General features: G+C 66.3%; 17 protein-coding genes. 13 read left to right on the forward strand and 4 right to left on the reverse strand.

All coding sequences use genetic code 11. From position 1 onward, the window contains the following. The first annotated feature begins 113 nt into the window (after positions 1–113). The 9 genes from J1N60_RS05645 (at position 114) to J1N60_RS05685 (ending at position 12288) form a co-directional block, all read left to right on the forward strand. Positions 114–1550 (forward strand): hypothetical protein, encoded by a 1437-nt coding sequence (locus tag J1N60_RS05645; RefSeq protein ID WP_312911381.1) that lies wholly within the window; start codon positions 114–116, stop codon positions 1548–1550. 189 nt (positions 1551–1739) lie between these two features. After that, on the forward strand, positions 1740–4397 hold the full coding sequence (locus J1N60_RS05650; protein WP_312911383.1) for a heavy metal translocating P-type ATPase: 2658 nt from the start codon (positions 1740–1742) through the stop codon (positions 4395–4397). Between the two features lie 140 nt (positions 4398–4537). Then, positions 4538–6019 carry an aldehyde dehydrogenase family protein gene (locus J1N60_RS05655; protein WP_312911384.1) on the forward strand — a complete coding sequence of 494 codons (1482 nt, stop codon included), beginning with the start codon at positions 4538–4540 and terminating at the stop codon, positions 6017–6019. 188 nt (positions 6020–6207) lie between these two features. Further along, positions 6208–7782 carry an ABC transporter substrate-binding protein gene (locus tag J1N60_RS05660; RefSeq protein WP_312911385.1) on the forward strand — a complete coding sequence of 525 codons (1575 nt, stop codon included), beginning with the start codon at positions 6208–6210 and terminating at the stop codon, positions 7780–7782. Positions 7783–7920: 138 nt separating this feature from the next. Next, positions 7921–8670 (forward strand): SDR family NAD(P)-dependent oxidoreductase, encoded by a 750-nt coding sequence (locus J1N60_RS05665; protein ID WP_312911386.1) that lies wholly within the window; start codon positions 7921–7923, stop codon positions 8668–8670. A gap of 2 nt (positions 8671–8672) precedes the next feature. Continuing rightward, a complete protein-coding gene (locus J1N60_RS05670; RefSeq protein WP_312911387.1) occupies positions 8673–9938 on the forward strand; it encodes an ArgE/DapE family deacylase in 1266 nt (421 codons plus the stop codon). Beyond that, a complete protein-coding gene (locus J1N60_RS05675) occupies positions 9931–10926 on the forward strand; it encodes a hypothetical protein (RefSeq protein WP_312911388.1) in 996 nt (331 codons plus the stop codon). Before J1N60_RS05670 ends, J1N60_RS05675 begins: the two co-directional genes overlap by 8 nt. Next, the gene (locus J1N60_RS05680) at positions 10923–11708 is read left to right on the forward strand and encodes a hypothetical protein (RefSeq protein WP_312911390.1); all 786 of its coding nucleotides are present in this window, start codon (positions 10923–10925) and stop codon (positions 11706–11708) included. The genes J1N60_RS05675 and J1N60_RS05680 overlap by 4 nt, the downstream gene beginning before the upstream one ends. 58 nt (positions 11709–11766) lie before the next feature. Further along, positions 11767–12288: an Lrp/AsnC family transcriptional regulator gene (locus J1N60_RS05685; RefSeq protein WP_312911391.1), complete on the forward strand. Its 522-nt coding sequence runs from the start codon at positions 11767–11769 to the stop codon at positions 12286–12288. A gap of 40 nt (positions 12289–12328) precedes the next feature. Here J1N60_RS05685 and J1N60_RS05690 read toward each other — a convergent pair whose 3' ends face one another. Continuing rightward, complete coding sequence (locus J1N60_RS05690) at positions 12329–13798, reverse strand: CoA-acylating methylmalonate-semialdehyde dehydrogenase (protein ID WP_312911392.1); 1470 nt, start codon at positions 13796–13798, stop codon at positions 12329–12331. A gap of 176 nt (positions 13799–13974) precedes the next feature. Here J1N60_RS05690 and J1N60_RS05695 point away from each other — a divergent pair, with 176 nt between their 5' ends. From J1N60_RS05695 to J1N60_RS05710, 4 genes are all read left to right on the forward strand, one after another. Then, the gene (locus J1N60_RS05695; protein WP_312911393.1) at positions 13975–15309 is read left to right on the forward strand and encodes an aminotransferase family protein; all 1335 of its coding nucleotides are present in this window, start codon (positions 13975–13977) and stop codon (positions 15307–15309) included. A 221-nt stretch (positions 15310–15530) separates the two neighbouring features. Then, positions 15531–16481 (forward strand): ABC transporter permease, encoded by a 951-nt coding sequence (locus J1N60_RS05700; protein WP_312911394.1) that lies wholly within the window; start codon positions 15531–15533, stop codon positions 16479–16481. Beyond that, entirely contained in the window at positions 16478–17383 is a 906-nt protein-coding gene (locus J1N60_RS05705; protein ID WP_312911396.1) for an ABC transporter permease, read from the forward strand. The genes J1N60_RS05700 and J1N60_RS05705 overlap by 4 nt, the downstream gene beginning before the upstream one ends. Before the next feature lie 2 nt (positions 17384–17385). Beyond that, positions 17386–19566, forward strand: coding sequence for a dipeptide ABC transporter ATP-binding protein (locus tag J1N60_RS05710; RefSeq protein WP_312911398.1), 2181 nt, complete (start codon positions 17386–17388; stop codon positions 19564–19566). 230 nt (positions 19567–19796) lie between these two features. On the opposite strand, the gene glmS is transcribed toward J1N60_RS05710, so the two are convergent. The 3 genes from glmS to J1N60_RS05725 form a co-directional block, all read right to left on the reverse strand. Next, the gene (glmS, locus tag J1N60_RS05715) at positions 19797–21602 is read right to left on the reverse strand and encodes a glutamine--fructose-6-phosphate transaminase (isomerizing) (protein WP_312911399.1); all 1806 of its coding nucleotides are present in this window, start codon (positions 21600–21602) and stop codon (positions 19797–19799) included. After that, on the reverse strand, positions 21602–22786 hold the full coding sequence (locus J1N60_RS05720) for a sugar phosphate nucleotidyltransferase (RefSeq protein WP_312911401.1): 1185 nt from the start codon (positions 22784–22786) through the stop codon (positions 21602–21604). The genes glmS and J1N60_RS05720 overlap by 1 nt, the downstream gene beginning before the upstream one ends. Before the next feature lie 271 nt (positions 22787–23057). Then, positions 23058–23312, reverse strand: coding sequence for a DUF5789 family protein (locus tag J1N60_RS05725; protein WP_312911403.1), 255 nt, complete (start codon positions 23310–23312; stop codon positions 23058–23060). Positions 23313–23476 lie beyond the last annotated feature (164 nt).

The following is a 23476-nucleotide window of genomic DNA, read 5'->3' on the forward strand; positions in this document are numbered from 1 at the left end:
TACTTTTACCCGTTCGTGGCCGATTGCGCCCACCGGTTACCACTTTCTAATATCGATCTGCGAGCGAAACGATCCGTCCCAATTTACGTCCGACCGTGCATCTCGAAGGTGTTATGGACGAACCCACAGACCAACCTGGAGAGAGTCGATTGTCGGCAGACCGAGAGACGATCCGCCGCTGGGCGGACGAACACGCTGCGACGCCCGCTCGCCACGAGGACGAACCGGATCGCTACCGCATCCTCCCGGAGTCCGAGACGATGGGATCCCACGAGACGGTCGAGTGGGACGAGTTCTTCGGCCGACTCGAGGAAGGCGACCAGGTGGTAATCTACCACGGTGCGGAGGCGTCCGAGCCATTCGAAGTAACCCGTCGCGAGGAGGCCCTCACGCGAAGCAACGTCGATCGAGAGGACCTGAAAGAGCGCCTCCTCGAGGGCGAGACGGTGACGACGGAAGTTACCGAGACCACCGTCGTCGAGAGCGTCGTCGTCGAGGAGACGAGTATCGAGAGCGAACTCGTCGACACCGAGGTGATCGACGAAAGCGTAGTCGACGTCGAACTCCTGCAACGTGAGTGTACGGGCTGTACGCTCGTCGAGGAGGGAGCGGGTGAGCACGATCACGTGGACTGGTTCGACGAGGACCGCTACTACGACGCGGTCGGTCGCATGGAGTCAGAGTCCGCGCCTGCAGACACCGAGGTAGGTGCCATCGAGTCCACTACTGACGTCCCGTACTCCGCCGAACTCGACGTCGAGGAGATGTGGTCGGTCACGCGCGAGTTCACCGAACGATTCACCGTCGAGAGCCACGTCGCGGGCACCGACGTGGTCGAAACCGACACCGTCGAGGACCGTGACATCGACATCGAGGGGCTCCAGCGCACCATCGCCGAGAGCGACCTTCTGGACGTCGACGTTTCGACCGAGAACGTGCTCACGGAGTACGAGGTCGAATCCGAGGTGAGCGAAGACGATCGAATTCACACCTACTTCACCCGCGAACACGTCGTCGAGGACGAAGTGGTCGACCGGAAGCGCCTGTACGCCGACGTGACCGGGGGCGAACTCCTGGCGATGGAGACCGTTCACACCGAGGACGTCGTTACCGAGGAATCCGGAACGATGCCGACCGGCACGACCGAGGGTGACGCTGTCGAGGGCGCCGAAGGGGAATCGATGGGCTCTACCGAGGGGGAACCGGTAGGTGCTACCGAAGCGGAACCGATGGAAGCCACCGGAGAGGAGCCAATGGAGGCCACGGAAGGGGCCGGACGGGTAACGCTCTCCGAGGACGAAATCGGAAAGACGGTCGTCGACACCGCGGGCGAGGAACTCGGGATGGTTACCGACGTCGAAGAGGGCGGCGAAACGATGTACGTCGATGCCCACCCGGGGATCACCGAGAAGATCAAAGCTGCGCTCGACTGGGGCGACGTCAACGACGACGACTTCCCCGTCGAGGCTACCGAAATCGAGCGCGTGACCGACGACCAGGTAGTACTCAAAGGAGCCGAGGAACTCGGATCGGACGAGAAATCGATGTAGCCCGGTCGCAGTAATTTCGCCCGCTGTGTTCTTCGAGCGAAGGGTTCTTTTTCGAGACGACGAACGGCTCGTCAACTTTCACTTCATCAATCCACAGGATGTGGTGGTTTACAATCAAAATTCAGATGGCAGGATAACCTCCTTTTGAAAGGCACAACTCGCTTGAACCCGTAGCCCGTAGTCTCTACCATGACGAAACGACGCGCCCACCTCGAGATAACCGGGATGTCCTGTGCGACGTGTTCGGGGACCGTCGAGGACGCTCTGGCTGGTCTCGAGGGGGTCGAGGAGGCGAGCGCGAACTTCGCGACCGACGAGGGGGTCGTCGCCTACGACGACGAGGAAGTCACCCTCGAGGAGGTCGTCGAGGCGGTGTCGAACGCGGGCTACGAGGTCGCGACCGAGACCACCTCGATTCCCGTGATGGGGATGTCCTGTGCGACCTGCTCGGGAACCGTCCAGGAGGCGACGGAGTCCCTACCCGGCGTCGTCTCGGCGGACGTGAACTTCGCCTCGGACGAGGCCCGGATCCGGTACAATCCGTCGGACGTCTCACTGGCCGAAATCCGACGCGCGATCGAGGAGGTGGGGTACGAACCCGCGGGCAGCGAGGACGAGGAAGACGAGGGCCAGCGCGAGCGCGCCGTCGAGCGCGAACTGTCCCGGCAGCGACGGCTGGTGATCGGGGGCGGCCTGCTCACGCTGCCGTTCGTGCCGATCATGCTCGCGATGCTCGGACTCGTACCGCCGCTCCACGAGCTACTCGGCGTCGACCACGCGGCCGTCGACTGGACCGAGTTTGCCATCGCGACGGTCATGATGGCGACCCTCGGCCGCGAGTTCCTCGTCGGCGCCTACCGCGCGTTCGCGCACAACCGGCGGGCGAACATGGACACCCTCGTCGCCGTCGGCACCCTCGCGGGCTACGTCTACTCGACGGCCGTGCTCACGGTCGGGCTGACCGGCAACCTCTACTTCGAGGCCGTCGCGTTCATCCTCTGGTTCATCACGCTGGGCAACTGGCTCGAGGTCCGCTCGAAGGCGCGAGCGGGCAACGCCCTGCGGGAACTCCTCGAGATGGAGGCCGAGGACGCCACGGTCGTGCGGGACGGGACTGAAGTGCAGGTCCCCCTCGAGGACGTCCAGGTCGGCGACGTACTCAAGGTTCGCCCTGGCGAGCGAATCCCGACCGACGGCGTCGTCCTCGAGGGCCAGAGCGCCGTCGACGAGTCGATGCTGACCGGCGAATCGGTCCCCGTCGAGAAGAGCGAAGGTGACGACGTGGTGGGCAGTACGATCAACGAGAACGGCGTCCTGCTGGTCGAGGCGACCAAAGTCGGCTCCGAGACGGCGCTCCAGCAGATCGTCGACCGGGTCAAGGAGGCCCAGTCGCGCCAGCCCGATATCCAGCGGGTGGTCGACACGGTGAGCGCCTACTTCGTCCCCGCGGTGATCGTCAACGCCGTGGTCTGGGCCGTCCTCTGGTCGCTGTTCCCCGACGCCCTCTACGGCGCCTCGGCCTGGCTCGGTTCGTGGATCCCCGTGCTCGAGCCGGTCGGTGGCGGCCCGGTCGCGGGCGGCGTACCCGTCCTCGAGTTCTCGGTCGTCGTGCTCGCCTCCGCGCTGCTGATCGCCTGCCCCTGCGCGCTCGGGCTGGCCACGCCCGCGGCGACGATGGTCGGGTCCACGCTGAGCGCGACCAACGGCGTCCTCTTCAAGGGCGGCGACGTCCTCGAGCAGGTTCGGGGGGTCGACACCGTCGTCTTCGACAAGACCGGGACCCTGACCCACGGCGAGATGACGCTGACCGACGTGGTCGTCCTGGACGGTAGCGACGAAGCGAGCGGGGTCGCGGCCGACGGCGGGAGCGAGGCGGACCCCCGCGCCGACGGCGGCGTCCTCGAGACGCGCGAGGAGTCCCTCGAGTCGTTCGTCCTGGGGGCTGCGGCGGCCGCCGAATCGGGTTCGGAACACCCCATCGGGCGCGCCGTCGTCGAGGGTGCCGCGGATCGCGGTATCGAGATAGGCGACCTCGAGGACTTCGAGAACGTCCCTGGTCACGGGATTCGCGCGGAGACGGCCCGCGGGACGGTCGTGGTCGGCCGGCGAAAGCTGCTCGAGGACGAGGGGATCGACCCCGGGCCAGCCGAAGAAACCCTCGAGCGCCTCGAGCGCGAGGGGAAGACCGCGATTCCGGTCGCCGTCGACGGCACGTTGCTGGGCGTCGTCGCGGTGGCCGACGAGGTCCGCGAGAGCGCGACGGAGACCGTGGCTGCCCTGCGCGAGCGGGGCATCGAGGTCGTCATGCTGACCGGGGACAACGAGCGGACCGCTCGAGCGGTCGCGGAGCGAGTGGGCATCGATCCCGAGAACGTCCGGGCGGGCGTCCTGCCGGAGGACAAGGCGGACCACGTCGAGGATCTGCAGTCGGCCCGCGGCGACGGCAGCGACGGCACGCGAGTGATGATGGTCGGCGACGGCGTCAACGACGCCCCTGCGCTCACGACGGCCCACGTCGGCGTCGCGATCGGGTCCGGGACCGACGTGGCCATCGAATCGGCCGACGTGACGCTGATGCGCGACGACCCCGCCGACGTGCTCAAGGCGATCCGCATCTCGGAGGCCACCCTGCGGAAGGTCCGACAGAACCTCTTCTGGGCGTTGATCTACAACACCACGCTGGTCCCGATCGCCTCGCTCGGGTTGCTCAATCCCGCCCTGGCCGGTCTGGCGATGGCGACCTCGAGCGTGAGCGTGATGACGAACAGCCTCTCGTTCGCCGCCTACGATCCTCACGAGGACTACCGGCCGCTGGTCACGCGGCCGCTCGAGTGGATTCGGCGGTAGCGACTGGCCAGAGGTCGAATATATTTTTGGATTCCCCAGTCTCGATGAACGACGTTCTGTATTCTTCCCCATGAAAGAACAAAACTCGAGAATCGAGTGCTATTCACAGACATAATATAGTTGGGGCGTCAGTGACACGCATGGGCCAGTTCACGCACGCCGACCTCGAGATCGCGTCGGCGTACGACGCCTACATCGACGGCGAACGGACCCCGCCGGCCGGGGGAGACTACAGCGACCTGATCGATCCGGCGAGCGAGGAATCCTTCACCCGGGTCGCCAGCTGCACCGAGGCCGACATCGACGACGCCGTGCGAGCGGCGCGGCGAGCCTTCGCGGAGTGGCGAGAGACGCCCCCGGACGAACGAGGTCGACGGATCTACGAGATGGGGCGCGTCATTCGCGAGCACGTCGACGAACTCGCCGCCCTCGAGAGTCTTGACCAGGGGAAGCCGCTATCGCAGGCGCAAAGTGACGTCGAGAGCGCGGCCTGCTACTTCGAGTACTACGCCGGGTTCACCGACAAACTCGAGGGCAAGAGCATCCCGCTCGGCTCCGACACGCTCGATTTCACGATCCGGGAGCCTTACGGCGTGAGCGCGCAGATCACGCCGTGGAACTTCCCCGGAAATCTCTTCGCGCGCGGGACCGCCCCCGCGCTGGTCGGCGGGAACGCGGTCGTCGTCAAACCGGCGCCGAACACGCCGTTGAGCACGCTCCGGCTAGCCGAACTGTGTGCGGAGGTGGGCGTTCCCGACGGTCTCATCAACGTCGTTCCCGGCGGCGGGGAGACGGGGGCCGCGCTCACCGGTCACGAGGATGTCGACACGATCACCTTCACGGGCAGCGTCCCGACGGGTCAGGCTATCATGCGATCGGCTGCCGAGTCGATCACGCCCGTCACGCTCGAGCTCGGGGGGAAGAACCCCGCCATCGTGTTTCCAGACGCTGACCTCGAGGCTGCGACGGAAACGATTTCGACGGCCATCTTCACGAACGCCGGGCAGGTCTGTTCGGCCGCCGACCGGGCGCTCGTTCACGAGTCGGTCTACGACGAGTTCGTCGAACGAATCGTCGACCTGGCCGAGGAGTACGACCTCGCTCCCGGAGCCGAGGACGCCGACATGGGGCCGCTCGCCTCCGAGGACCAGTTCGAGAAGGTCACGAGCTACGTCGACCTCGGGCAACGCGAGGGGGCGACGCTCGCGGCCGGCGGCGGGACGCCGGATCGGCCCGGTTACTACGTCGAACCGACCGTCTTCGCCGACGTCGAACCCGGGATGCGCATCGAGCAGGAGGAAATCTTCGGCCCGGTCCTCTGCGTCGTTCCGTTCGCCGACGAGGCCGAGGCCCTCGCAATCGCCAACGACGTCGAGTACGGGCTGGTCTCCGGCGTCTTTACCCGGGACGTCTCGAGGGCGGGTCGACTGGCGAGGCGTCTCGAGGCGGGGAACGTCTACGTTAACGACTGGTTCGTCGACACCCAGCAGACGCCCTTCGGCGGGTACAAGCGGAGCGGAATCGGCCGCGAGAAGGGTCTGGAAGCGCTCGAATCCTACGTCCAGACGAAGAACGTTGCCATCGCGCTCGAGGACGGCGGCGGCAACCTTCCGGGTGCGTGACCGTCCGGTCCCCGTACCTGGGAGAACACCGTTCGGCAACTCCACGCCGAAGGCAGTTTTGATCGGTCTCCGGTCGAATGTGGTGTAATAAATCCGGATATTTCCTCCGCGAGAGAAAAATTTCCACATTTATCACGATGGTTATGGAAACTGTTTTATCATCGAGCGATAATAGTGATACGAGCGTCATGACTGACATTTCCACACAGGGTGCGATCGACGCGTCGCGGCGACGGCTCCTCACGGCGATCGCAGCGGCTGGCGGGGTGAGTCTCGCGGGGTGTACCAGCGACGACGGGAACGGCGACGGCGGGAACGGTGGCAGCGGGAACGGTGGCGGCGGAACCAGCGTCTCGCTCGGCATCGGGCGGGGCGCCTGGGACCTGATTCCTGCGCGCGACACCGACTTCGACTCCAACAAAGTGTACTCGCTGATCTACAACAACCTCGTGGACATCACCCCCGAGGGAGAGTACGTCCCGCAGCTGGCCAGCGACTGGGAACTCGAGAGCGACACCCAGTACGTGTTCGAACTCGAGGAGGGCGTCACGTTCCACAACGGCGAGGACTTCACCGCTTCGGACGTCCAGTACACCTACGAGTGGATCGAGACCGAGGAGAACCCCCGGAAGAACTACGTCAGCGCGATCGAGGACGTCGTCGTCGAGGACGACTACACGGTTCGTTTCGACCTCGCACACCCCCACGCCCCGTTCCTCGACAACGTCGAGAAGGTGATGTGGCCGCTCTCGGAGGCGGCCGTCACCGAACACGGCGAGGACTACAACTCGAACCCGGTCGGGACCGGGCCGTACGAACTGGTCGAGTGGAACTCGGGGCAGAACGCGATCCTTCGGAAGTACGACGACTACTGGCAGGCCGACCTGCCGAACATCGACGAGATCGAGTTCCGCATCCTCCCCGACGAGTCCTCGATGGTCTCCCAGCTCGAGACGGGATCGATCCAGGCCGTCGACCAGCTGTCGCCTCAGTACGTCGACCAGGTCGAGAGCGCCGACGGCATCTCGGTCATGCGAACCGAGGACGTCAGTTCCGGTCGCGTCGACTTCAACACGGACGTCGAACCGCTCGACGACCGTCGGGTCCGTCGGGCCATCGCGTGGGCGATCGACAAGGAACAGATCGTCCAGACGGTTCTGCAGGGGTACGGCGAGGCCGGGAAGTCGATTCTCCCGAGTTCGTTCGCGGCCTACAACGGCGACCTCTCGGACTTCAATCACCCGAACGGGGACCCACAACAGGCCCAGGACCTGCTCGCAGAGGCCGGTCACGAGGACCTCTCGCTCGAAATCATCAGTTCGACGACGACCCAGCACGAGCAAGCGGCGACGCTCGTCCAGAGCATGCTCGAGGACATCGGCGTCGAGGCGAGCGTGCAGACGCTGGACGGTTCGACGTTCTGGACCCGCGAGCAGGAGGGTGACTTCGAGATTGCCGTCTCCAACTGGGAGTCGTTCGCCGATCCGGACGAGTTGCTCTACCTCCATCACACCGACGGCCTCAACGTCTGGAACATCAGCAACGAGGACCTCGACGCGCTGCTCGAGGAGCAACGCGAGACACCGGACCAGGAAGACCGCCAGGAACTCCTCGACGAGATTCAGCAGATTATCTACGAGGAGGCGTACTCGGTCTACACCTATTACCCAGAACGGATCCAGGGCGTCTCGGACGGTTTCGAGGGTTTCGAGCAGTATCCCCACGGGTCGTTCCGGTCGCTCCACGAAGCGACCTACGAGTGAGCCGAAGATACTGAAAGAAATGTCTTCTCTCGGAATATAGTCGAATATTGTTCTATAATTCGTCTATAGGCGGAACAAAGTCCCGATATCGGCCCCCGCATCCCAAAACTTCATGTCCGTTCGAACTGACCCTCGAGTATGTCTGACAGTGACAGAAGCGTCCTCGTGACCGGGGCCGGGTCGGGGATGGGCGAAGCCACCGCCCGGCGGTTCGCGGCGACGGGCGCGAACGTGCTGGTCGTCGACCTCGACGAGGACGGGGCCGCGGCGACGGTCGAGACGATCGAGTCCGACGGGGGGACCGCCCGGAGCCACGTCGCCGATGTATCCGATCCAGCGGCCGTCGAGGGGATGATCGATCGCGCGGTCGAGGCGTTCGGCGGGCTGGACGTGCTCCACAACAACGCGGGCGTGCCCCAGGAGTCGACGCCCGTCGAGGACGTGACCGAGGAGACGTGGGACGCCACCGTCGACGTAAACCTCAAGAGCGCGTTTCTCGGGGCGAAGTACGCGGTGCCCGAACTCAGGGAGAGCGAGGCGGGCGTGATCCTCAACACCGCCTCGACCGCCGCGATTCGTCCGCGGACCGGGCTCTCGGCGTACGTCGCCTCCAAGGCCGGGATGGTCGGCCTCACGAAGCAACTGGCCTACGAGCTGGCCGATGACGGGATCCGCGTCAACGCCATCTGCCCCGTCGCGACGGACACGCCGATGCTGCAGGACTTCGCCGCCGGCGACCTGAGCGTCGAATCGATGCACGACACCATCCCGCTCGGCCGGCTCTGCGAACCGGAGGACGTCGCCGGCGCGGCCGTCTTCCTCGCCAGCGAGGACGCCTCGATGATCACCGGCACCGCCCTCGAGGTCGACGGGGGGCGCGACATCTGACCATGGTAACCCGAACTGCCATCGCGGACGCCGTCGAGTCGCGCCGGGCGGACGGCCTCGAGTTCCTGACGGAGTTCCTCCGGATCGACACCGAGAACCCGCCGGGGCGAAACTACCGCGAGGGAGCCGAGTTCCTCCGGGAGCAACTCGAGGCCCGCGAGTACGACGTGGACGTGATCGAGGTCCCCGACGAGGTCGTCGAGGAGCACTACCCGGACCGGACCGACCACGACCGGATGAACGTCCTCGCTCGACTGGACGAGGGCCGAGAGGGCCCCGACGTCCACTTCACGGGCCACTACGACGTGGTCCCCGCGGGCGAGGACTGGACCACCGACCCCTACGAGCCGACCCTCGAGGACGGGAACCTCTACGCTCGCGGGGCCAGCGACATGAAATCCGGCATCGCCGCGAGCGTGCTGGCCGTCGACGCGCTTCGCGAGCTGGGTATGCCGATCGAGGGGTCGATCACCCAGAGCATGACCGTCGACGAGGAGACCGGTGGCTTCACCGGCCTCGGCGAACTGGTCCGGGAGGGCCACCTCTCCCGTGAGAACACGGATTACTGCGTCTACACCGAGTGCTTCGACTCCTCGCGGATCTGTCTGGGCCACCGCGGCGTGTTGAAGTTCCGCGTCGTCACCCACGGCGAGAAGGCCCACGGCTGCATGGCCCATGGCGGGGAGAACGCGGTGATGGCGATGAACGACTTCCTCTCGCGGATCGGCGAGTACCGCGAGACCCTCCACGAACGGACGACGGACGAACCAGTGGTCCCCGCGGCGTCGGCCCGGGCAGACGTCTCTGCGACGATGATCGACGCGGGTTACTCCGAGAACGTGGTCCCCGACCGCTGTACGGCAACGTTCTACCGCGTGCTCGTCCCCGAAGAGAGCGTTGACGGCGCTCGCGAGGAAATCGAGGCGCTGATGGCCGAGACCGAGGCCGCGACGGGTGCGCGGGTCGGCTACGAGGAGATTATGTTCGCCGAACCCGCGCTCGTCTCGCGGGACTGTACCGTCGCCCAGACGTTCGCGCGGGAGATCGAACCCCACCACGGGCCGCCGGAGTACGTCGTTTCGCCGGGGTCGGACGACCAGCGCTTCGTCGTCAACGACGCCGGCATCGAGGAGTGCATCGTCTACGGGCCGGGCCTGCTCGAGCAGGCCCACGTCGAGGACGAGTACGTGCCCGTCGAGGAGGTCGTCACGGCTGCGACGGTGATGGCCGCCGCGATGGCGGATCTGATGGGCCACCTCGATGACTGAGTTACCGTCGCCGGAAACGATTCGAGAGCGAGCGCTCGAGGCGGTCGAACGCGGTTCGGGTGCCGCCAGCGACCGTGCGGACCACGGCGGACGGAGCGAGCCCGTCAACCTGCTCGTCGGCCCGCTCGACGGCACCGACCCGCTGGCCGACCTCGAGGTCGCGACCGACGCCGAAACCGGCGAATCCGTCTATCGCGGACCACGGGCGGCCCGAGCGGGGCTGCTCGCCGTCGCGGCGACGGTCGCCGGGAGCGAGGAGGCGGACGGGGAGTCGAGCGCGGCCGCGGACACGAACGCGCGACTGCACTTCCCGGATGCGAACCTCACCGCGGCGGGTCCGTGGCTCGTCCTCGAGCCCCTCGACGGGCGGCTGTCGACCGTCGTGCGGGGACGAGCGAGGGTGTCGGTCGACCTCGAGCGTGCGCCGGAGGCGAGCGCTACTTACCAGCGACTCGAGATCGACGAGGACCGGCTGTCGGCCGTCCTCGAGGCCGCGAAGCCGTCTCATCCCCACTATCCGGTCGAGGACGACCGAGACGGGGTCTTCACGACTGGAATGACCACCTTCTCGCTGGCCGGCGTCGAGGCCGGTGACGACCGGCTGACCACCGGAGGTGAGGCCAGCAGCGAACGGCTGACGGTCGTCCTCGAGGCGGCCACGACCCCGACGACCGTGTACGCCGAGGTCGAATCCCGGTTCGAATCCTGTCCGGGCGTCGAGGCGGTTCGACTCGAGCGCGTCGCGGGCGTCGACCGCGCCCGACCGTCTCGAGCGACGCGGACGGCCGTCGAGGGCGCCCACCGGGCGGTGCTCGGGGACTGCACGTACGACTGGCTGCCGCCCGGATCGATCCTCGAGGCCGTACCGACTCCCGAGAAAGTGGCGCTCGGAACCGGCGAGCCGGGTGAACCGTTCGACGCGGACGCGTTCGCTACCGGGACGCGACTCCTCGAGGAGGCGCTCGCCCGCATGGAGGGATCGCCGTGAGGACGGTCGCCGAACCCGTCGAGGGCGAGTACGTTCGCGTCGAACCCCGGTGGGAACCGGGCATCGAGGTCAACGGCATCCCGGCGAGCCTCGAGTGTGTCCGCAAGGCGGACGTGCGCGTTGACCTCGTCGAGCCGGACGCCGACTATACCGGCGACGGCCGCGCGTTCGTGGTCGAACACGTCCTCGGCCCGCTGCGGCTCTGTGGCGTTACCGCCGCATCCGTCACCGGAATCGCCAGCGAGTGGGACTTCTCCCGGCCGGAACACCGCTTCTGTTACGCGACGACGCTCGGCCCCGACGCGGTCGTGAGCCACCCCGCGGGACTCCCGAATCCCGCGATCGCGAGGGCCGTACGCGAGGTCGGCACGGAACCGGTCGACGGTGAGACCCGCGCGACGCTCTCGGCGGCCGTGACCCGCGAGACCGACAACGGCTCGATCACCGTCTCGCCCGCCGAGACGGGATCGGGTGTCTCCCTCGCCCTCGAGTACGACGGCGCGCGCTTCGAGGCGGCGGTACCCCACGACGGCGCTCGAGGCGACGTGATCGAGGCGATCACCACCGCGACGACGCCGTACCTCGCGCCCGACGCCGAGGTGGCCGTCACGCACGCCGCCGCCGACGTGCTCTCGGACATCGTGGTGCTCGGCGGCCTCGAGGACGTCTGCATCGAGGCGAGCCTGGGCGGAGCCTACCACGCCGAGACGATCGGGGTCGCGCGACGCGCCCGCGAGCAGGGGGCCGTCAGCGGGCTCGAACGCCCGGCGGCGGACCGGTGACCTATCAAATACCCGTGAAGACACACGTTTTTATGTGAGACGGCGCTCTACGTGAAGTATGTCGAACACGCGCCCTCGCGGCGAGACCTTCGATCAGACGGACGTCGACCTCCTCGAGTACGTCGAGAACGACTTCGACGTCAACCTCAACGTCCTCTCGGAGGAACTCGGCCTGTCGAAATCCGCGATCCACTACCGACTCGAGAAACTCAAGGACCGGGGCGTCATCCGGGGGATCACGGCCGATCTCGATCCGGTGCCCTTCGGACTGGACATGGTGGCGCTGACGGAGATTTCGGTCACCCACGAGCAGGGGTACTCCGAGGACATTGGAACCGAACTCGCGGCGATCGATGGCATCGAACAGGTCTACTACACGATGGGCGACGTGGACTTCGTGACGATCGTGCGCGTCCAGGACCGCGAGCAAATGAACGAGGTCATCGACGAAATCGTCGGCATCGAGGGAGTGAAGGAAACGTCCTCGCGATTCGTCATGGACGAGATCAAGAGCACTCCGCGGGTCGTTTCGGTGATGTCTGAGGAGATGAAACAGGTCGTCCAGGACGGGGATCGCTGATCGGCGTCTCGACTCGAGCGTTTCGAACGGAGGATAGGGCCTACGCGTTCGGCCAGCGTTCGATGTACACCGTCTCGTCGGTGTAGAACCGGACGACGTCCTCCGCCTGGGCGTGGAGATCGCCGAAGAACGAGTCTTTCTGCCCGCCGAAGTGGAAGAAGGCCATCGGCGCGGCCGTTCCGGCGTTGACCGCGAGGTTGCCCGCCTCCGCCCGGTGGCGGAACTGGCGGGCCTCCGAGCCACTTTCGGTGAAGAGGCTCGCGGCGTTGCCGAAGTCGCTGCGGTTCATGACCTCGATTCCCTCCGCGACGCTCTCGACCGACATCGCGGCGAGGACGGGGCCGAATATTTCCTCTCGGCAGATGGTCATCTCCGGGGTCACGTCCCGGAAGAGACAGGGACCGAGGAAGTTGCCCTCGCCGTCGCGACCGACGTCCCGGCCGTCGACGACCAGTTCGGCTCCCTCCTCGAGACCGGTTTCGACGTGCTCCCGGACTCGCTCCTCGTGTTCGGGCGTGATCAGCGGGCCGACGGTAGTCTCGGGGTCGAGGCCGTCGCCGACGACCTGTGCCTCGGTTTCGGCGGCGAGGAGGTCGACGAACTCCTCGTACACCGGTTCCTCGACCAGCACGACGTCGTTGGCGAGACAGCGCTCGCCCGAGCACGCCAGCGCGGAACTCACCGTCTTCTCGGCGGCGAACTCGAGGTCGGCGGTCGCGGAGACGACGACGTGGTTCTTCGCCCCACCCTGGGCCTGGACGCGCTTGCCGTGGGCGGCCGCCTTCTCGTAGACGTGTTTCGCGACGGGGGTGGAGCCGACGAAGGAGATGCCGGCGACGTCGGGGTGCTCGAGCAGGGCGTCGACGGTGTCGACGCTCCCGTTGACGAGCTGGACGACGCCGTCGGGGAAGCCGGCCTGCTCGATGAGTTCGAACAGCCGCTGGGTCACGAGCGGGTCCCGTTCGCTCGGTTTCAGAATGAAGCTGTTCCCGGTCGCGACCGCGTACGGGAGGAACCACAGCGGGATCATGCCGGGGAAGTTGAACGGGGTGACGGCGGCGAACACGCCGAGAGGCTCCCTGACGGCCGTTTCGTCGATGTCGGGGGCGGCGTGCTGGACGTGTCCCGCCTGCATGAGCGTCGGGATGCCGCAGGCGACTTCGACGTTCTCGATGCCTCGTCGGAGTTCCCCTCGAGCCTCGCCCATCGTCTTTCCGTGCTCGCGGACGAGGATCTCCGTGAGTTCGTCCAGGTGGTCCTCGAGGAGGCGCTTCAGCTCGAACAGCGGCTGGATGCGCGCCTCGACGGGGGTCTCTCGCCAGTCCTCGAAGGCGGCCAGCCCCGCCTCAACTGCCGCGTCCACGTCCTCGTCGGTGCTGAAGCCGACGTATCCGAGGGCGTCGCCGGTCGCCGGGTTCACCACGTCCTGGCCGTCCGCACCCGGGGCGACCCATCCTCCGTCGACGTAGTTTTTCACCGTCCCGAACTGTTCGGTGGTATCGTGTGGCATTCGTCTAGGGCTGTCCGCCGGCCACTATAAGGCTTCTGAAATTATGAATATTGTACCCCATACTGGTTGAAAACATGGACTGAATGCTGTACCACCGTGAATTGTAGAATTTTGTCCGAGAAATCTGATTGAGGGATAAATATTAATCAATAGAGTCCGATAGCCGTGATAGGGATATGGTAACGGATAACTCGAGCGACGGGCTGAACGCCGTCGAGGCGATGGACAGAGAGTACGTGTTCGGGACGTGGGCCTACCAGAGCGAGGTCTCGCCGACCCAGATCGTCGGCGGCGACGGCGCCCGGTTCATCGACGCCGACGGCAACGAGTACGTCGACTTCTCCGGGCAACTCATGTGTTCGAACCTCGGCCACTCGGCCACGGCGGTCGAGGAAGCTATCGCCGACCAGACTCGAGCGGGGGCGTACTTCGCGCCGGGCTTCGCCACCGAGGCGCGGGCCGAACTCGGGAAGAAACTCGCCGAGGTGACGCCGGGAAACCTCTCGAAGACGTTCTTCTCGACCAGCGGCACCGAGGCCATCGAGGCTGCGATCAAGATCGCGAAATTCTACACGGGCAAGGACAAAATCGTCTCCCGGTATCGCTCCTACCACGGCGCGACCGCGGGGTCGATCAGCGTCACCGGCGACCCCCGCCGACTTGCCGCCGAACCCGGCATTCCGGGCGCGATCAAGGCGCCCGACCCCTACGCCTACGGGTCGACGCTCGACCCGATGGAGAGCCTCGAGTACATCGACGAGATGCTGATGCTCGAGGGCGATACCGTCGCGGCGGTACTGGTCGAACCGGTCGTCGGCTCGAACGGCATCCTAGTCCCGCCCGCGGAGTACCTCCCGCGGCTGAAGGAGATCGCCCACGACCACGGCGCGTTGCTCGTCTGCGACGAGGTGATGACCGGGTTCGGTCGGACCGGCGAGTGGTTCGGCAGCGACCTCTTCGACGTGACCCCCGACATCATGACGATGGCGAAGGGGCTCACGGGCGCCTACCAGCCCCTCGCGGCGACGATCGTCACCGACGAGGTCGCTGCTTACTTCGAGGACAACATGTTCACGCACGGCCACACCTACGCGGGCCATCCGGTCGCCTGCGCAGCGGGGCTAGCGGCCATCGAGACCTACCAGTCCGAGGGGTTGATCGAGCGGGCGGACGAGGTCGGCTCGTACCTGGGCGACCGAATCGCCTCGCTCGCGGTCGACCACCCGAGCGTCGGCGACGTCCGCGGAACCGGGCTGTTCCACGGAATCGAACTCACGAGACGGGCCGACGAGCGGGTCCCCTTCGGAACGCGCGAGGACAAACTCTCGAAGGGGTCGACTGTCGTCGACGAGGTCGCCGCCCGCGCCCTCGAGCACGGGACCTACGTCGCCAACATGATCAACACGCTCATCGTCGCGCCGCCGCTGACGATCACCCGAGAAGAGATCGACGAGGCGATTGCAGCGATCGATGTGGCCCTCGAGGCTGCCGACGCGGCGATGGAGGCCTGACTCGACCGACGGTAACTCGAGCGGTTCTCGGCCCGAGGGGTCGCTCACACGCGCCCGACCAGCCAGTTCGACCAACAGAATCCAACCTACAATCGAAACAATGAACGAATTTCAGGTAACCCGGGATTCCCACGAACTCGACACAACACTTAAGCGAGCCCGTGAAAACGACCTACCCATGATTTTACGCCTCACACCGCCGGAGGTGGCCTGATCGCTCGATGAACTTCCTTCGCTACGTCGCGGTGCGGACGCTCCAGACGGTCCCCGTGCTGGCCGGTGTCTCCGCAGTCGTGTTCCTGATCGTCCACGCGGCACCCGGCGATCCGGTCGTCAACATGCTCGGTATCCAGGCGACAGATGAGAACATCGAGGCGGTCCGGGCCGCCCACGGACTGGACCAGCCGCTGTACATCCAGTACTTCTCGTGGCTCTCGAACGTGCTCCAGGGCGACTTCGGCCGCTCGCTCGTCCAGGGGCGGGCCGTCTCGGACCTGATCGTGAGCCGTCTGCCAGCGACGCTGTTCCTCGCCGTCTCCTCGATGGTCGTCGCCATACTCATCGCGATTCCGGCCGGCATGGTGAGCGCAGTCCGCAAGGGATCGAAGACCGATTTTGCGGTCACGCTCGGGGCGCTCTCGGGCATCTCGATCCCGAACTTCTGGCTCGGCCTCCTCCTGATCCTCTTCTTCGCGACGTCGATCAATCTCTTCCCCGCGGGGAACTACGTCTCGCCGATGGACGACCCCGTCGGTGCGCTCGAGAGCGTCTTCCTGCCGGCGGTGACGGTTGGAACCGCCTACGCTGCCTTGCTGACACGCCAGACGCGCTCGGCTGTCCTCGAGAACCTGCGCTCCGATAGCGTACGGATGGCGAAGGCGAAAGGACTCTCGACGCGCCGGATCATGACCGCCCACGTTCTGAAGGGGGCGCTCTTGCCCGTCATCACCGTCGCGGGGTTGCAGTTCGGCTACCTCCTCTCGGCCACCGTCGTCGTCGAGCAGGTGTTCGCCTGGCCCGGCATGGGGCGGCTGATCTGGTTCGCCGTCCTCCAGCAGGACTACCCGGCGGTACAGGGAGCCGTCCTCGTCGTCGCCACCCTGTTCGTCGTGATCAATCTGCTCGTCGACCTCACGTACGGCTACCTCGACCCGCGGGTGAGCGTCCAATGAGCGTCGCCTCGAGCGCCCGTTGGGAACGGTTCCGTCGCTTCGCCCGGAGTTTTGCGGCGCACAAACTGGCGGTCGCCGGGCTCGCGGTCGTGTCGGTAATCGTCGTCGTCGGCGTGCTCGCGTTCGTCGACGAGCAGTTCTTCGGCGGGGCGATCGTCGAAACCGTCCACCACGACCCGAACGATCCCGCGTTTACCCCGCTCGAGGGACCGAGTGCCGACCACCCGTTCGGGACCGACGAACTGGGTCGCGACGTCCTGTCGCGAACGATCTACGGCGCGAAGGTGTCGGTACAGGTCGCACTCACGGCGGTCTCGGTCGCCGCCGTGATCGGCTCGCTGCTCGGCGTGCTCGCTGGCTACGCGAAGGGGTACACGGAGACGGTCATCATGCGCGGGGTGGACGTGCTGCTCGGCTTTCCGGCGCTCATCCTCGCGATCGGCGTCGTCGCCGCACTCGGATTTAGCCTCCAGAACGTCATCATCGCGCTGGGAATCGTCTACATCCCCCAGTTCGCACGCATCGCCCGCAGTAGCGCCCTCTCGATCACCGAGGAGGAGTACGTCGAGGCCGCCGAAGCCCTCGGCTACTCGAGGCGCCACATCGTCTTCCGGGAGGTGTTGCCCAACTGCCTCTCGCCGCTGCTGGTCCAGGCCTCCCTGCTGATGGCGTTCGCCATCATCGCGGAAGCCTCCCTCTCGTTCCTCGGCCTCGGCGTCCAGCCGCCCCAGGCCTCGTGGGGGCAGATGGTCGCCGACGGGAGTAGCTACATGAGCAACGCCCCCTGGATCTCGGTGTTCCCCGGGGTCGCCGTCTTCGTCACCGTGTTGGGCTTCAACCTGGTCGGCGACGGGCTGCGCGACGCGCTCGACCCGCACGAAAACGCCGAACGGAGGTTCTGAGTATGAGTACGAACACGAGCACGAATACGAGCACGAGCACGGGTGACCCACTGCTATCGGTCGACGGACTGACGACGGAGTTCGCGACCGACGAGGGCGGCATTCGCGCCATCGAGGACGTGAGCTTCACCCTCGAGCGCGGGGAAACCCTCGGTATCGTCGGAGAGAGCGGTTCCGGCAAGAGCGTCACCGCTCACTCGATCATGCGGCTGCTCGAGGACAACGGCCGGATCGCGTCGGGCTCGGTCACGTTCGACGGCGCCGATCTGACGACGATGTCCGACTCGACGCTGCAGTCGATCCGCGGATCGGAGATCGCCATGGTCTTCCAGGACCCGATGACCTCGCTCACGCCGGTGTTGACCGTCGGCACGCAACTCCTCGAGACGCTCCACCAGCACCGGGAGCTGTCAGACGAGGAAGCGCGGGAGACGGCGCTCTCCCTGCTCGAGCAGGTTCGCCTGCCCGATCCCGATGACGTCTTCGAGTCCTACCCGCACGAGCTCTCCGGGGGCCAGCGCCAGCGAGTGCTCATCGCCATCGCCATCTGCTGTGATCCCGAGGTGCTGATCGCCGACGAGCCGACGACGGCACTGGACGTGACCATCGAGGCCCAGATCCTCGAGTTGCTCGAGGACCTCCGGGACTCCCGCGACCTCAGTGTCGTCCTCATCACCCACGACCTGGGGGTCGTCGCGGAGTCGACCGACCGCGTGGGCGTCATGTACGCCGGACGGATGGTCGAGCAGGGGCCGACCGAGCGGGTGTTCACCGAACCCCGCCACCCCTACACGGCGGGCCTGCTCCGATCGATGCCGCGACTGACCGACCACGTGCCCGAACTGCTCGAGGGGACCGTTCCCCAGCCTGGAAACCGGCCGAGTGGCTGTAACTTTGCCCCGCGCTGTCCGTACGCGACGGCGGCTTGCGAGGCGGACGATCCGCCGCTCGAGCCGGTCGAGGGGGGCAACCGGGTCGATGCGGAGAGCGTGCCGGAGACGGCAGGGACCCGGGCATCGACCGGCGACGGCGCCGTCCAGCGAGCAGCCTGCGTTCGAACCGACGAAATCGGCGTCCTCGAGCCCGTGCCCGCCGAGGTATCCGGGACGGCCGGGTCGCGGACAACCGACGTCGGTGACCCGATTCTCGAGATCGAGAACGTGCGAAAGGAGTTCGACACCTCGTCCTCCCTCCTCGATCGATTGCTCCCGAAGGGATCGCCGCCGGTGCAGGCCGTCGACGGCGTCTCGCTCTCGCTTCGCGCGGGCGAAACCGTCGGGCTCGTCGGGGAGAGCGGCTCCGGCAAGACGACCCTCGGGCGCCTCTGTATCGCGCTCGAGGACCGGACCGAGGGCGACATCCTGCTCGACGGCGTCTCCCTCGCGGAGACTCCCGACGAGGAGCTCCGCCAGCGAGTCCAGTTCGTCTTCCAGGACCCCAGTTCGTCGCTCAATCCGCGCCAACGAATTGGGCGCGTTCTCGGGTTCGCGGTCGAGAAACACGCGACGCTGGGGCCCGACGAGACGGTCACCGACCGCGTGATCGATCTGCTCGAGGAGGTGGGTCTCGACGCCGAGACCCGCCACCGCCATCCCCACGAACTATCCGGCGGGCAGAAACAGCGCGTGGGCGTCGCCCGGGCGCTCGCGGTCGATCCGGACGTCCTGATCGCGGACGAGCCGACCAGCGCGCTGGACGTAAGTGTCCAGGGCCAGATCCTGGCCCTCCTCGAGCGGATCAAGGCCGAACGCGACCTCTCGATGATCTTCATCAGCCACGATCTCTCGGTCATCCGCCACGTCTCCGATCGCGTCGCCGTGATGTACCTCGGGAGACTCGTGGAGACCGGGCCCGTCGACGCGCTCTTCACCGATCCGAAACACCCCTACACCGAGGCACTGTTGAGCGCGATTCCCGATCCCGACCCCGACCCCGACTCACGGCACTCGAGCGAGCGGATCACCCTCGAGGGCGAGATTCCGGACCCGCGATACCCGCCGACGGGGTGTAACTTCGCCAGCCGCTGTCCGGCGGTCATGCCGAAGTGTCGCGAACACGACCCGGCACTCGTCCCGGTCGACGGCGATCAGCGTGCGGCCTGTTTCCTCCACTCGACGGCCACCAGGGGCGACGAGGAGCCGCCAGAGGACGTTCTCGAGCTGGCCGCCCGGGACGACGACTGAACCGGACACGGTCGAATCGACAGGTGCAGCCGACTCGACCGGTTTTGGTAGAACGAAGATCCGCGAACTCACTGATAAATAGAACGGAGTTCATCCAATAGTAATATAAATGAATAGCTGCATGTTACGGCTGCGAGATTTGGAACTGTTCCACCACCACCGAACCACCACAAATCTCGCACTTTTCCGGAAACGGTCGTTCGATCACTCGACAGTGACGCACTCTCCGATCACTCGACGGTGACGCTCTTCGCCAGGTGGCGGGGCTTGTCGATCGATCGACCCAGCTCGTTGGCGACCCAGTACGATACCAGTTGGAGCTGGACGTTCGCCACGACCGAACTCGCGACGGCCTCGAGCGCCGGAATCTCGAGGACGTGGTCGGCGTATCGCTCGACGTCCGACTGGCCGTCAGTGACCGCGACGATGGGGACGCCGCGGGCCTCGACTTCCTTGACGTTGCCGATGGTCTTCTCGGCTTCCTCGCCGTCGCCGGTCACGAGCGCGAACACGGGTGTATTCGGGCCGACGAGCGCGAGCGGGCCGTGTTTCAACTCGCCTGCTGCGAAGCCCTCGGCGTGTTCGTAGGAAATCTCTTTGAGCTTCAGCGCCCCCTCGAGCGCGACCGGGTAGTGGAGGCCGCGGCCGATGAAGAAGTAGGCGTCGGCGTCGCGATAGGCGTGAGCGACCTCCCGGGCGCTCGAGGTGTCGAGCACCTGTTGAATGGCGTCGGCGATGGATCGGAGCGACTGGATCAGTTCGCGGGACCGGTGATCGCTCAGCGCGGCGGCGACCATGGTGAGGGCGGCCTGCTGGCTCGCGAACGTCTTCGTGGCGGCGACGCCAATCTCCGGGCCGGCCCGGATGTAGAGGACGTGATCGGTCTCGCGGGCGGCCGAACTGCCGACGACGTTCGTCACGGCGAGCGTCGTCGCGCCCGCCCGGTTCGCCTCCCGGAGCGCGCGCATCGTGTCGGCCGTCTCGCCGCTCTGGGTGACGCCGACGACGAGCGAGTCGTCCGTAAGTGGCATCGTCTCGGCCGTAAACTCGCTCGCCAGGGTCGCCTGGGCGGGAACGCCCCAGCGGTTCAACAGCGAGACGCCGAACATCGCGGCGTGGTAGGAGGTTCCGCAGGCGACGAACGTCACGGGGCCGTCGAAGGCGATGTCCGCCAGTTCCTCGAGTTCGATCCGGCCGGTGAGTTCGTTGAGTCGCCCGCGGAGACACTCCCGGATGGCGGTGGGTTGTTCGTGGATCTCCTTGAGCATGTAGTGGTCGTAGCCGCTCTTGCCGGCGTCCTCGGCGTCCCACTCGATGGTCTCGACGCTGCTCTCGACGACCTCGCCGTTCGAATCGGTGATCCGAATCGAGTCGCCGGTGAGCGTCGCGAACTCGCCGTCGTCGAGGTAGATCACGCGGTCGGTGTACTCGATAAACGCGGGGACGTCGCTCGCCAGGTAGTGGCCGTCCTCGCCCAGACCGAGCACGAGCGGCGACTCGTGGCGGGCCGCGTACACCGTCTCCGACCCCTCGAAGACGGCGGCGATGGCGTAACTCCCCTCGAGACGCTCGATGGCCGCCCGGAACGCCGTTTCGGGGTCGAGGCCGTCCTCGAGGCCCCGAGCGATCAGGTGGGGAACGACCTCGGTGTCGGTGTCACTCTGGAACGTGATCCCGGCCTCGCGCAGTTCCGTCCGGAGCGACTGGTAGTTCTCGATGATGCCGTTGTGGACGACGGCGACCCGGCCCTCCGCGTCGGTGTGTGGGTGGGCGTTCACGTCCGAGGGCGGGCCGTGGGTGCTCCAGCGGGTGTGGCCGATGCCGACGGACTCGCCGCCCGGTTCGTTCGCCGCCAGGGTCTCCTCGAGCGAGGACACCTCGCCCTGGCGCTTGTGGACGCGGAGGTTCGTATCCCCGAGGGCGACGCCGGCGGAGTCGTACCCTCGGTACTCGAGACCCGAGAGCCCGGTCATGAGGACGTCGAGCGCGTCGGCCTCGCCCTCACCGTTGCCGACGAAGCCGATGATGCCACACATCAGGAACGCACCTCCACGTCGTCCTCGAGCGTTCCACGGAGCGTCGACCCCGCCTGGACGTAGGCGTCGGCGCCGACGATTACGCCGGGGGCGAACGTCGATCCGCCCTCGTCGTGGGCGTGGTCGGCGAACAGCGCGCCGAAGTCGACGTCACGGTGGACCGCGTCGTTGATCTGGACGTCGCTCGGTCCGCCGACGACGGTCGATCCAGGGCCAATTCGCGCTCCGCGGCCGGTGACGCAGTCGCGAACCGTCGCCCCGTCTTCGACCCGCGTGTCGGCGTCGACCACGGCGTGCGTGAGCGAGACGTTCGACCCGACCGTCACGTTCTCGCCGAGACAGACGTTCGGTCCCACGACCGATCCCGCCCCGACAACGCAGTCGGCGGGGACGACGACGGGGTCGACCACCGTCGCGGACTCGTGGACGTAGGCGTCGGCTGACACCTGGCTCTCGACGCCGCCGCTGGCGAGGAGGTCCTCGGCGATGGTCAGCAGGTCCCACGGGTAGGTCGCGTCGACCCAGAGGCCGTCGGAGACGACGCCACGAACGCTGGCGGTCTCGTCGTCGACCAGGCTCGAGATGCCGTCGATGAGGGACTGTTCGCCGACGCGTGGATCGACGCCGCGAATCGCCTCGAAGATCAGGTCGTCGAAGACGTAGACGCCAGCGTTGAGGTAGTACTCGCGGTCGTCGAACGGGTGCTCGACGATTTCGGTCACCTCGCCGTCGTCCGTGAGGACGCCGCCGTACTCACCGACGTCGTCGGTCGGGATCAGGCCGAGCGTCGCGACCGAGTCCTCGTCGTGGGACTCGAGCACGTCCGCGACGATGTCGCCGTCGACGAGCTGGTCGCCGTAGACGACGAGTGTCGGCCCCTGGTGGTCCCGATGGGCGTCCTCTGCGGCCAGTAGGGCGTGGCCACTTCCCAGCAACTTCTCCTGTTTGACGTACCTGATCGGGACGTTGCGGTGGGTCGGCCCGAAGTGTGACTGGACGCGGTTTCGCTGGTAGCCCACGACGGTCGTGATCTCGGTCACGCCCGCGTCGATCAGCGCGTCGAAGACGTGCTCGAGGATCGGTTTCGTCGCCGCTGGCAACATCGGCTTCGGCCGATGTTTGGTCAGCGGTCTGAGACGGCTTCCCTCCCCGGCCGCGAGCACGATCGCGGAACGTTCGGTCATACTATTCGACCCTCCGTCTGGCGACGTCAGTCTTTTGGATGGGCTCATGTACACGGGTTCTGTATCTCGGTCGATTCTCACGGCGGGTGTGGGGTTTCCCTCGAGCGTCCCCGATTCGGCGGGTCCAGTGGGCTTGAGTCGGTGGGGTGCGAGCGGGTGATCGGACGAGCGGGCAACCGGGCGGACCCGAGCGACGGACGTGAACGCGAACACCCGACGTGGACGCGAGCGCGACAGACGAGCGCCGAAACGGGGCCAGGGCGGAGCCGACCTATCCCTCCCCTTCGGACTGGTACGGCTCGCCGACGGCCTCCATCGGCAGGGCGTTGTACAGCGAGTCCTCGAGTTGGTCCGCGGAGTCGTACTCCTCGCTGTGCGTGTCTTCAATGAGCGACCCGAGGTTGGCCTCGCCGTCGGCGAGCAACAGCGTCACGTCGTTCAACTCGACTGCGGCGTCCGCCCGCGTAATCGGGTACGAGAGTTCCGAGAGTGCGTGCTCGACGCGGCTGAGTTTGACTTCCTCCATACGCCTCGGACACCGCGGAATGGCTTGAATTTCTGTGAGGTTTCCCGTGAGTGTTCGCTCGAGTGATTCGAATTTTCCGTGAGTGTTCGCTCGAGCGATAGAAATTCGGGCTCGATACTATATAACTGGCCGATATATTTCGTGACCAGGTACTCGGTCGACCT

It is taken from the genome of Natronosalvus caseinilyticus, assembly GCF_017357105.1.
GTDB classification, from domain to species: domain Archaea; phylum Halobacteriota; class Halobacteria; order Halobacteriales; family Natrialbaceae; genus Natronosalvus; species Natronosalvus caseinilyticus.

Bases quoted from the DNA above. Each gene is read 5' to 3' on its own strand.
- J1N60_RS05645 (WP_312911381.1), top strand. From the start codon at position 114: ATGGACGAACCCACAGACCAACCTGGAGAGAGTCGATTGTCGGCAGAC.
- J1N60_RS05650 (WP_312911383.1), top strand. From the start codon at position 1,740: ATGACGAAACGACGCGCCCACCTCGAGATAACCGGGATGTCCTGTGCG.
- J1N60_RS05655 (WP_312911384.1), top strand. From the start codon at position 4,538: ATGGGCCAGTTCACGCACGCCGACCTCGAGATCGCGTCGGCGTACGAC.
- J1N60_RS05660 (WP_312911385.1), top strand. From the start codon at position 6,208: ATGACTGACATTTCCACACAGGGTGCGATCGACGCGTCGCGGCGACGG.
- J1N60_RS05665 (WP_312911386.1), top strand. From the start codon at position 7,921: ATGTCTGACAGTGACAGAAGCGTCCTCGTGACCGGGGCCGGGTCGGGG.
- J1N60_RS05670 (WP_312911387.1), top strand. From the start codon at position 8,673: ATGGTAACCCGAACTGCCATCGCGGACGCCGTCGAGTCGCGCCGGGCG.
- J1N60_RS05675 (WP_312911388.1), top strand. From the start codon at position 9,931: ATGACTGAGTTACCGTCGCCGGAAACGATTCGAGAGCGAGCGCTCGAG.
- J1N60_RS05685 (WP_312911391.1), top strand. From the start codon at position 11,767: ATGTCGAACACGCGCCCTCGCGGCGAGACCTTCGATCAGACGGACGTC.
- J1N60_RS05690 (WP_312911392.1), bottom strand. From the start codon at position 13,798: ATGCCACACGATACCACCGAACAGTTCGGGACGGTGAAAAACTACGTC.
- J1N60_RS05695 (WP_312911393.1), top strand. From the start codon at position 13,975: ATGGTAACGGATAACTCGAGCGACGGGCTGAACGCCGTCGAGGCGATG.
- J1N60_RS05700 (WP_312911394.1), top strand. From the start codon at position 15,531: ATGAACTTCCTTCGCTACGTCGCGGTGCGGACGCTCCAGACGGTCCCC.
- J1N60_RS05705 (WP_312911396.1), top strand. From the start codon at position 16,478: ATGAGCGTCGCCTCGAGCGCCCGTTGGGAACGGTTCCGTCGCTTCGCC.
- J1N60_RS05710 (WP_312911398.1), top strand. From the start codon at position 17,386: ATGAGTACGAACACGAGCACGAATACGAGCACGAGCACGGGTGACCCA.
- glmS (WP_312911399.1), bottom strand. From the start codon at position 21,602: ATGTGTGGCATCATCGGCTTCGTCGGCAACGGTGAGGGCGAGGCCGAC.
- J1N60_RS05720 (WP_312911401.1), bottom strand. From the start codon at position 22,786: ATGACCGAACGTTCCGCGATCGTGCTCGCGGCCGGGGAGGGAAGCCGT.
- J1N60_RS05725 (WP_312911403.1), bottom strand. From the start codon at position 23,312: ATGGAGGAAGTCAAACTCAGCCGCGTCGAGCACGCACTCTCGGAACTC.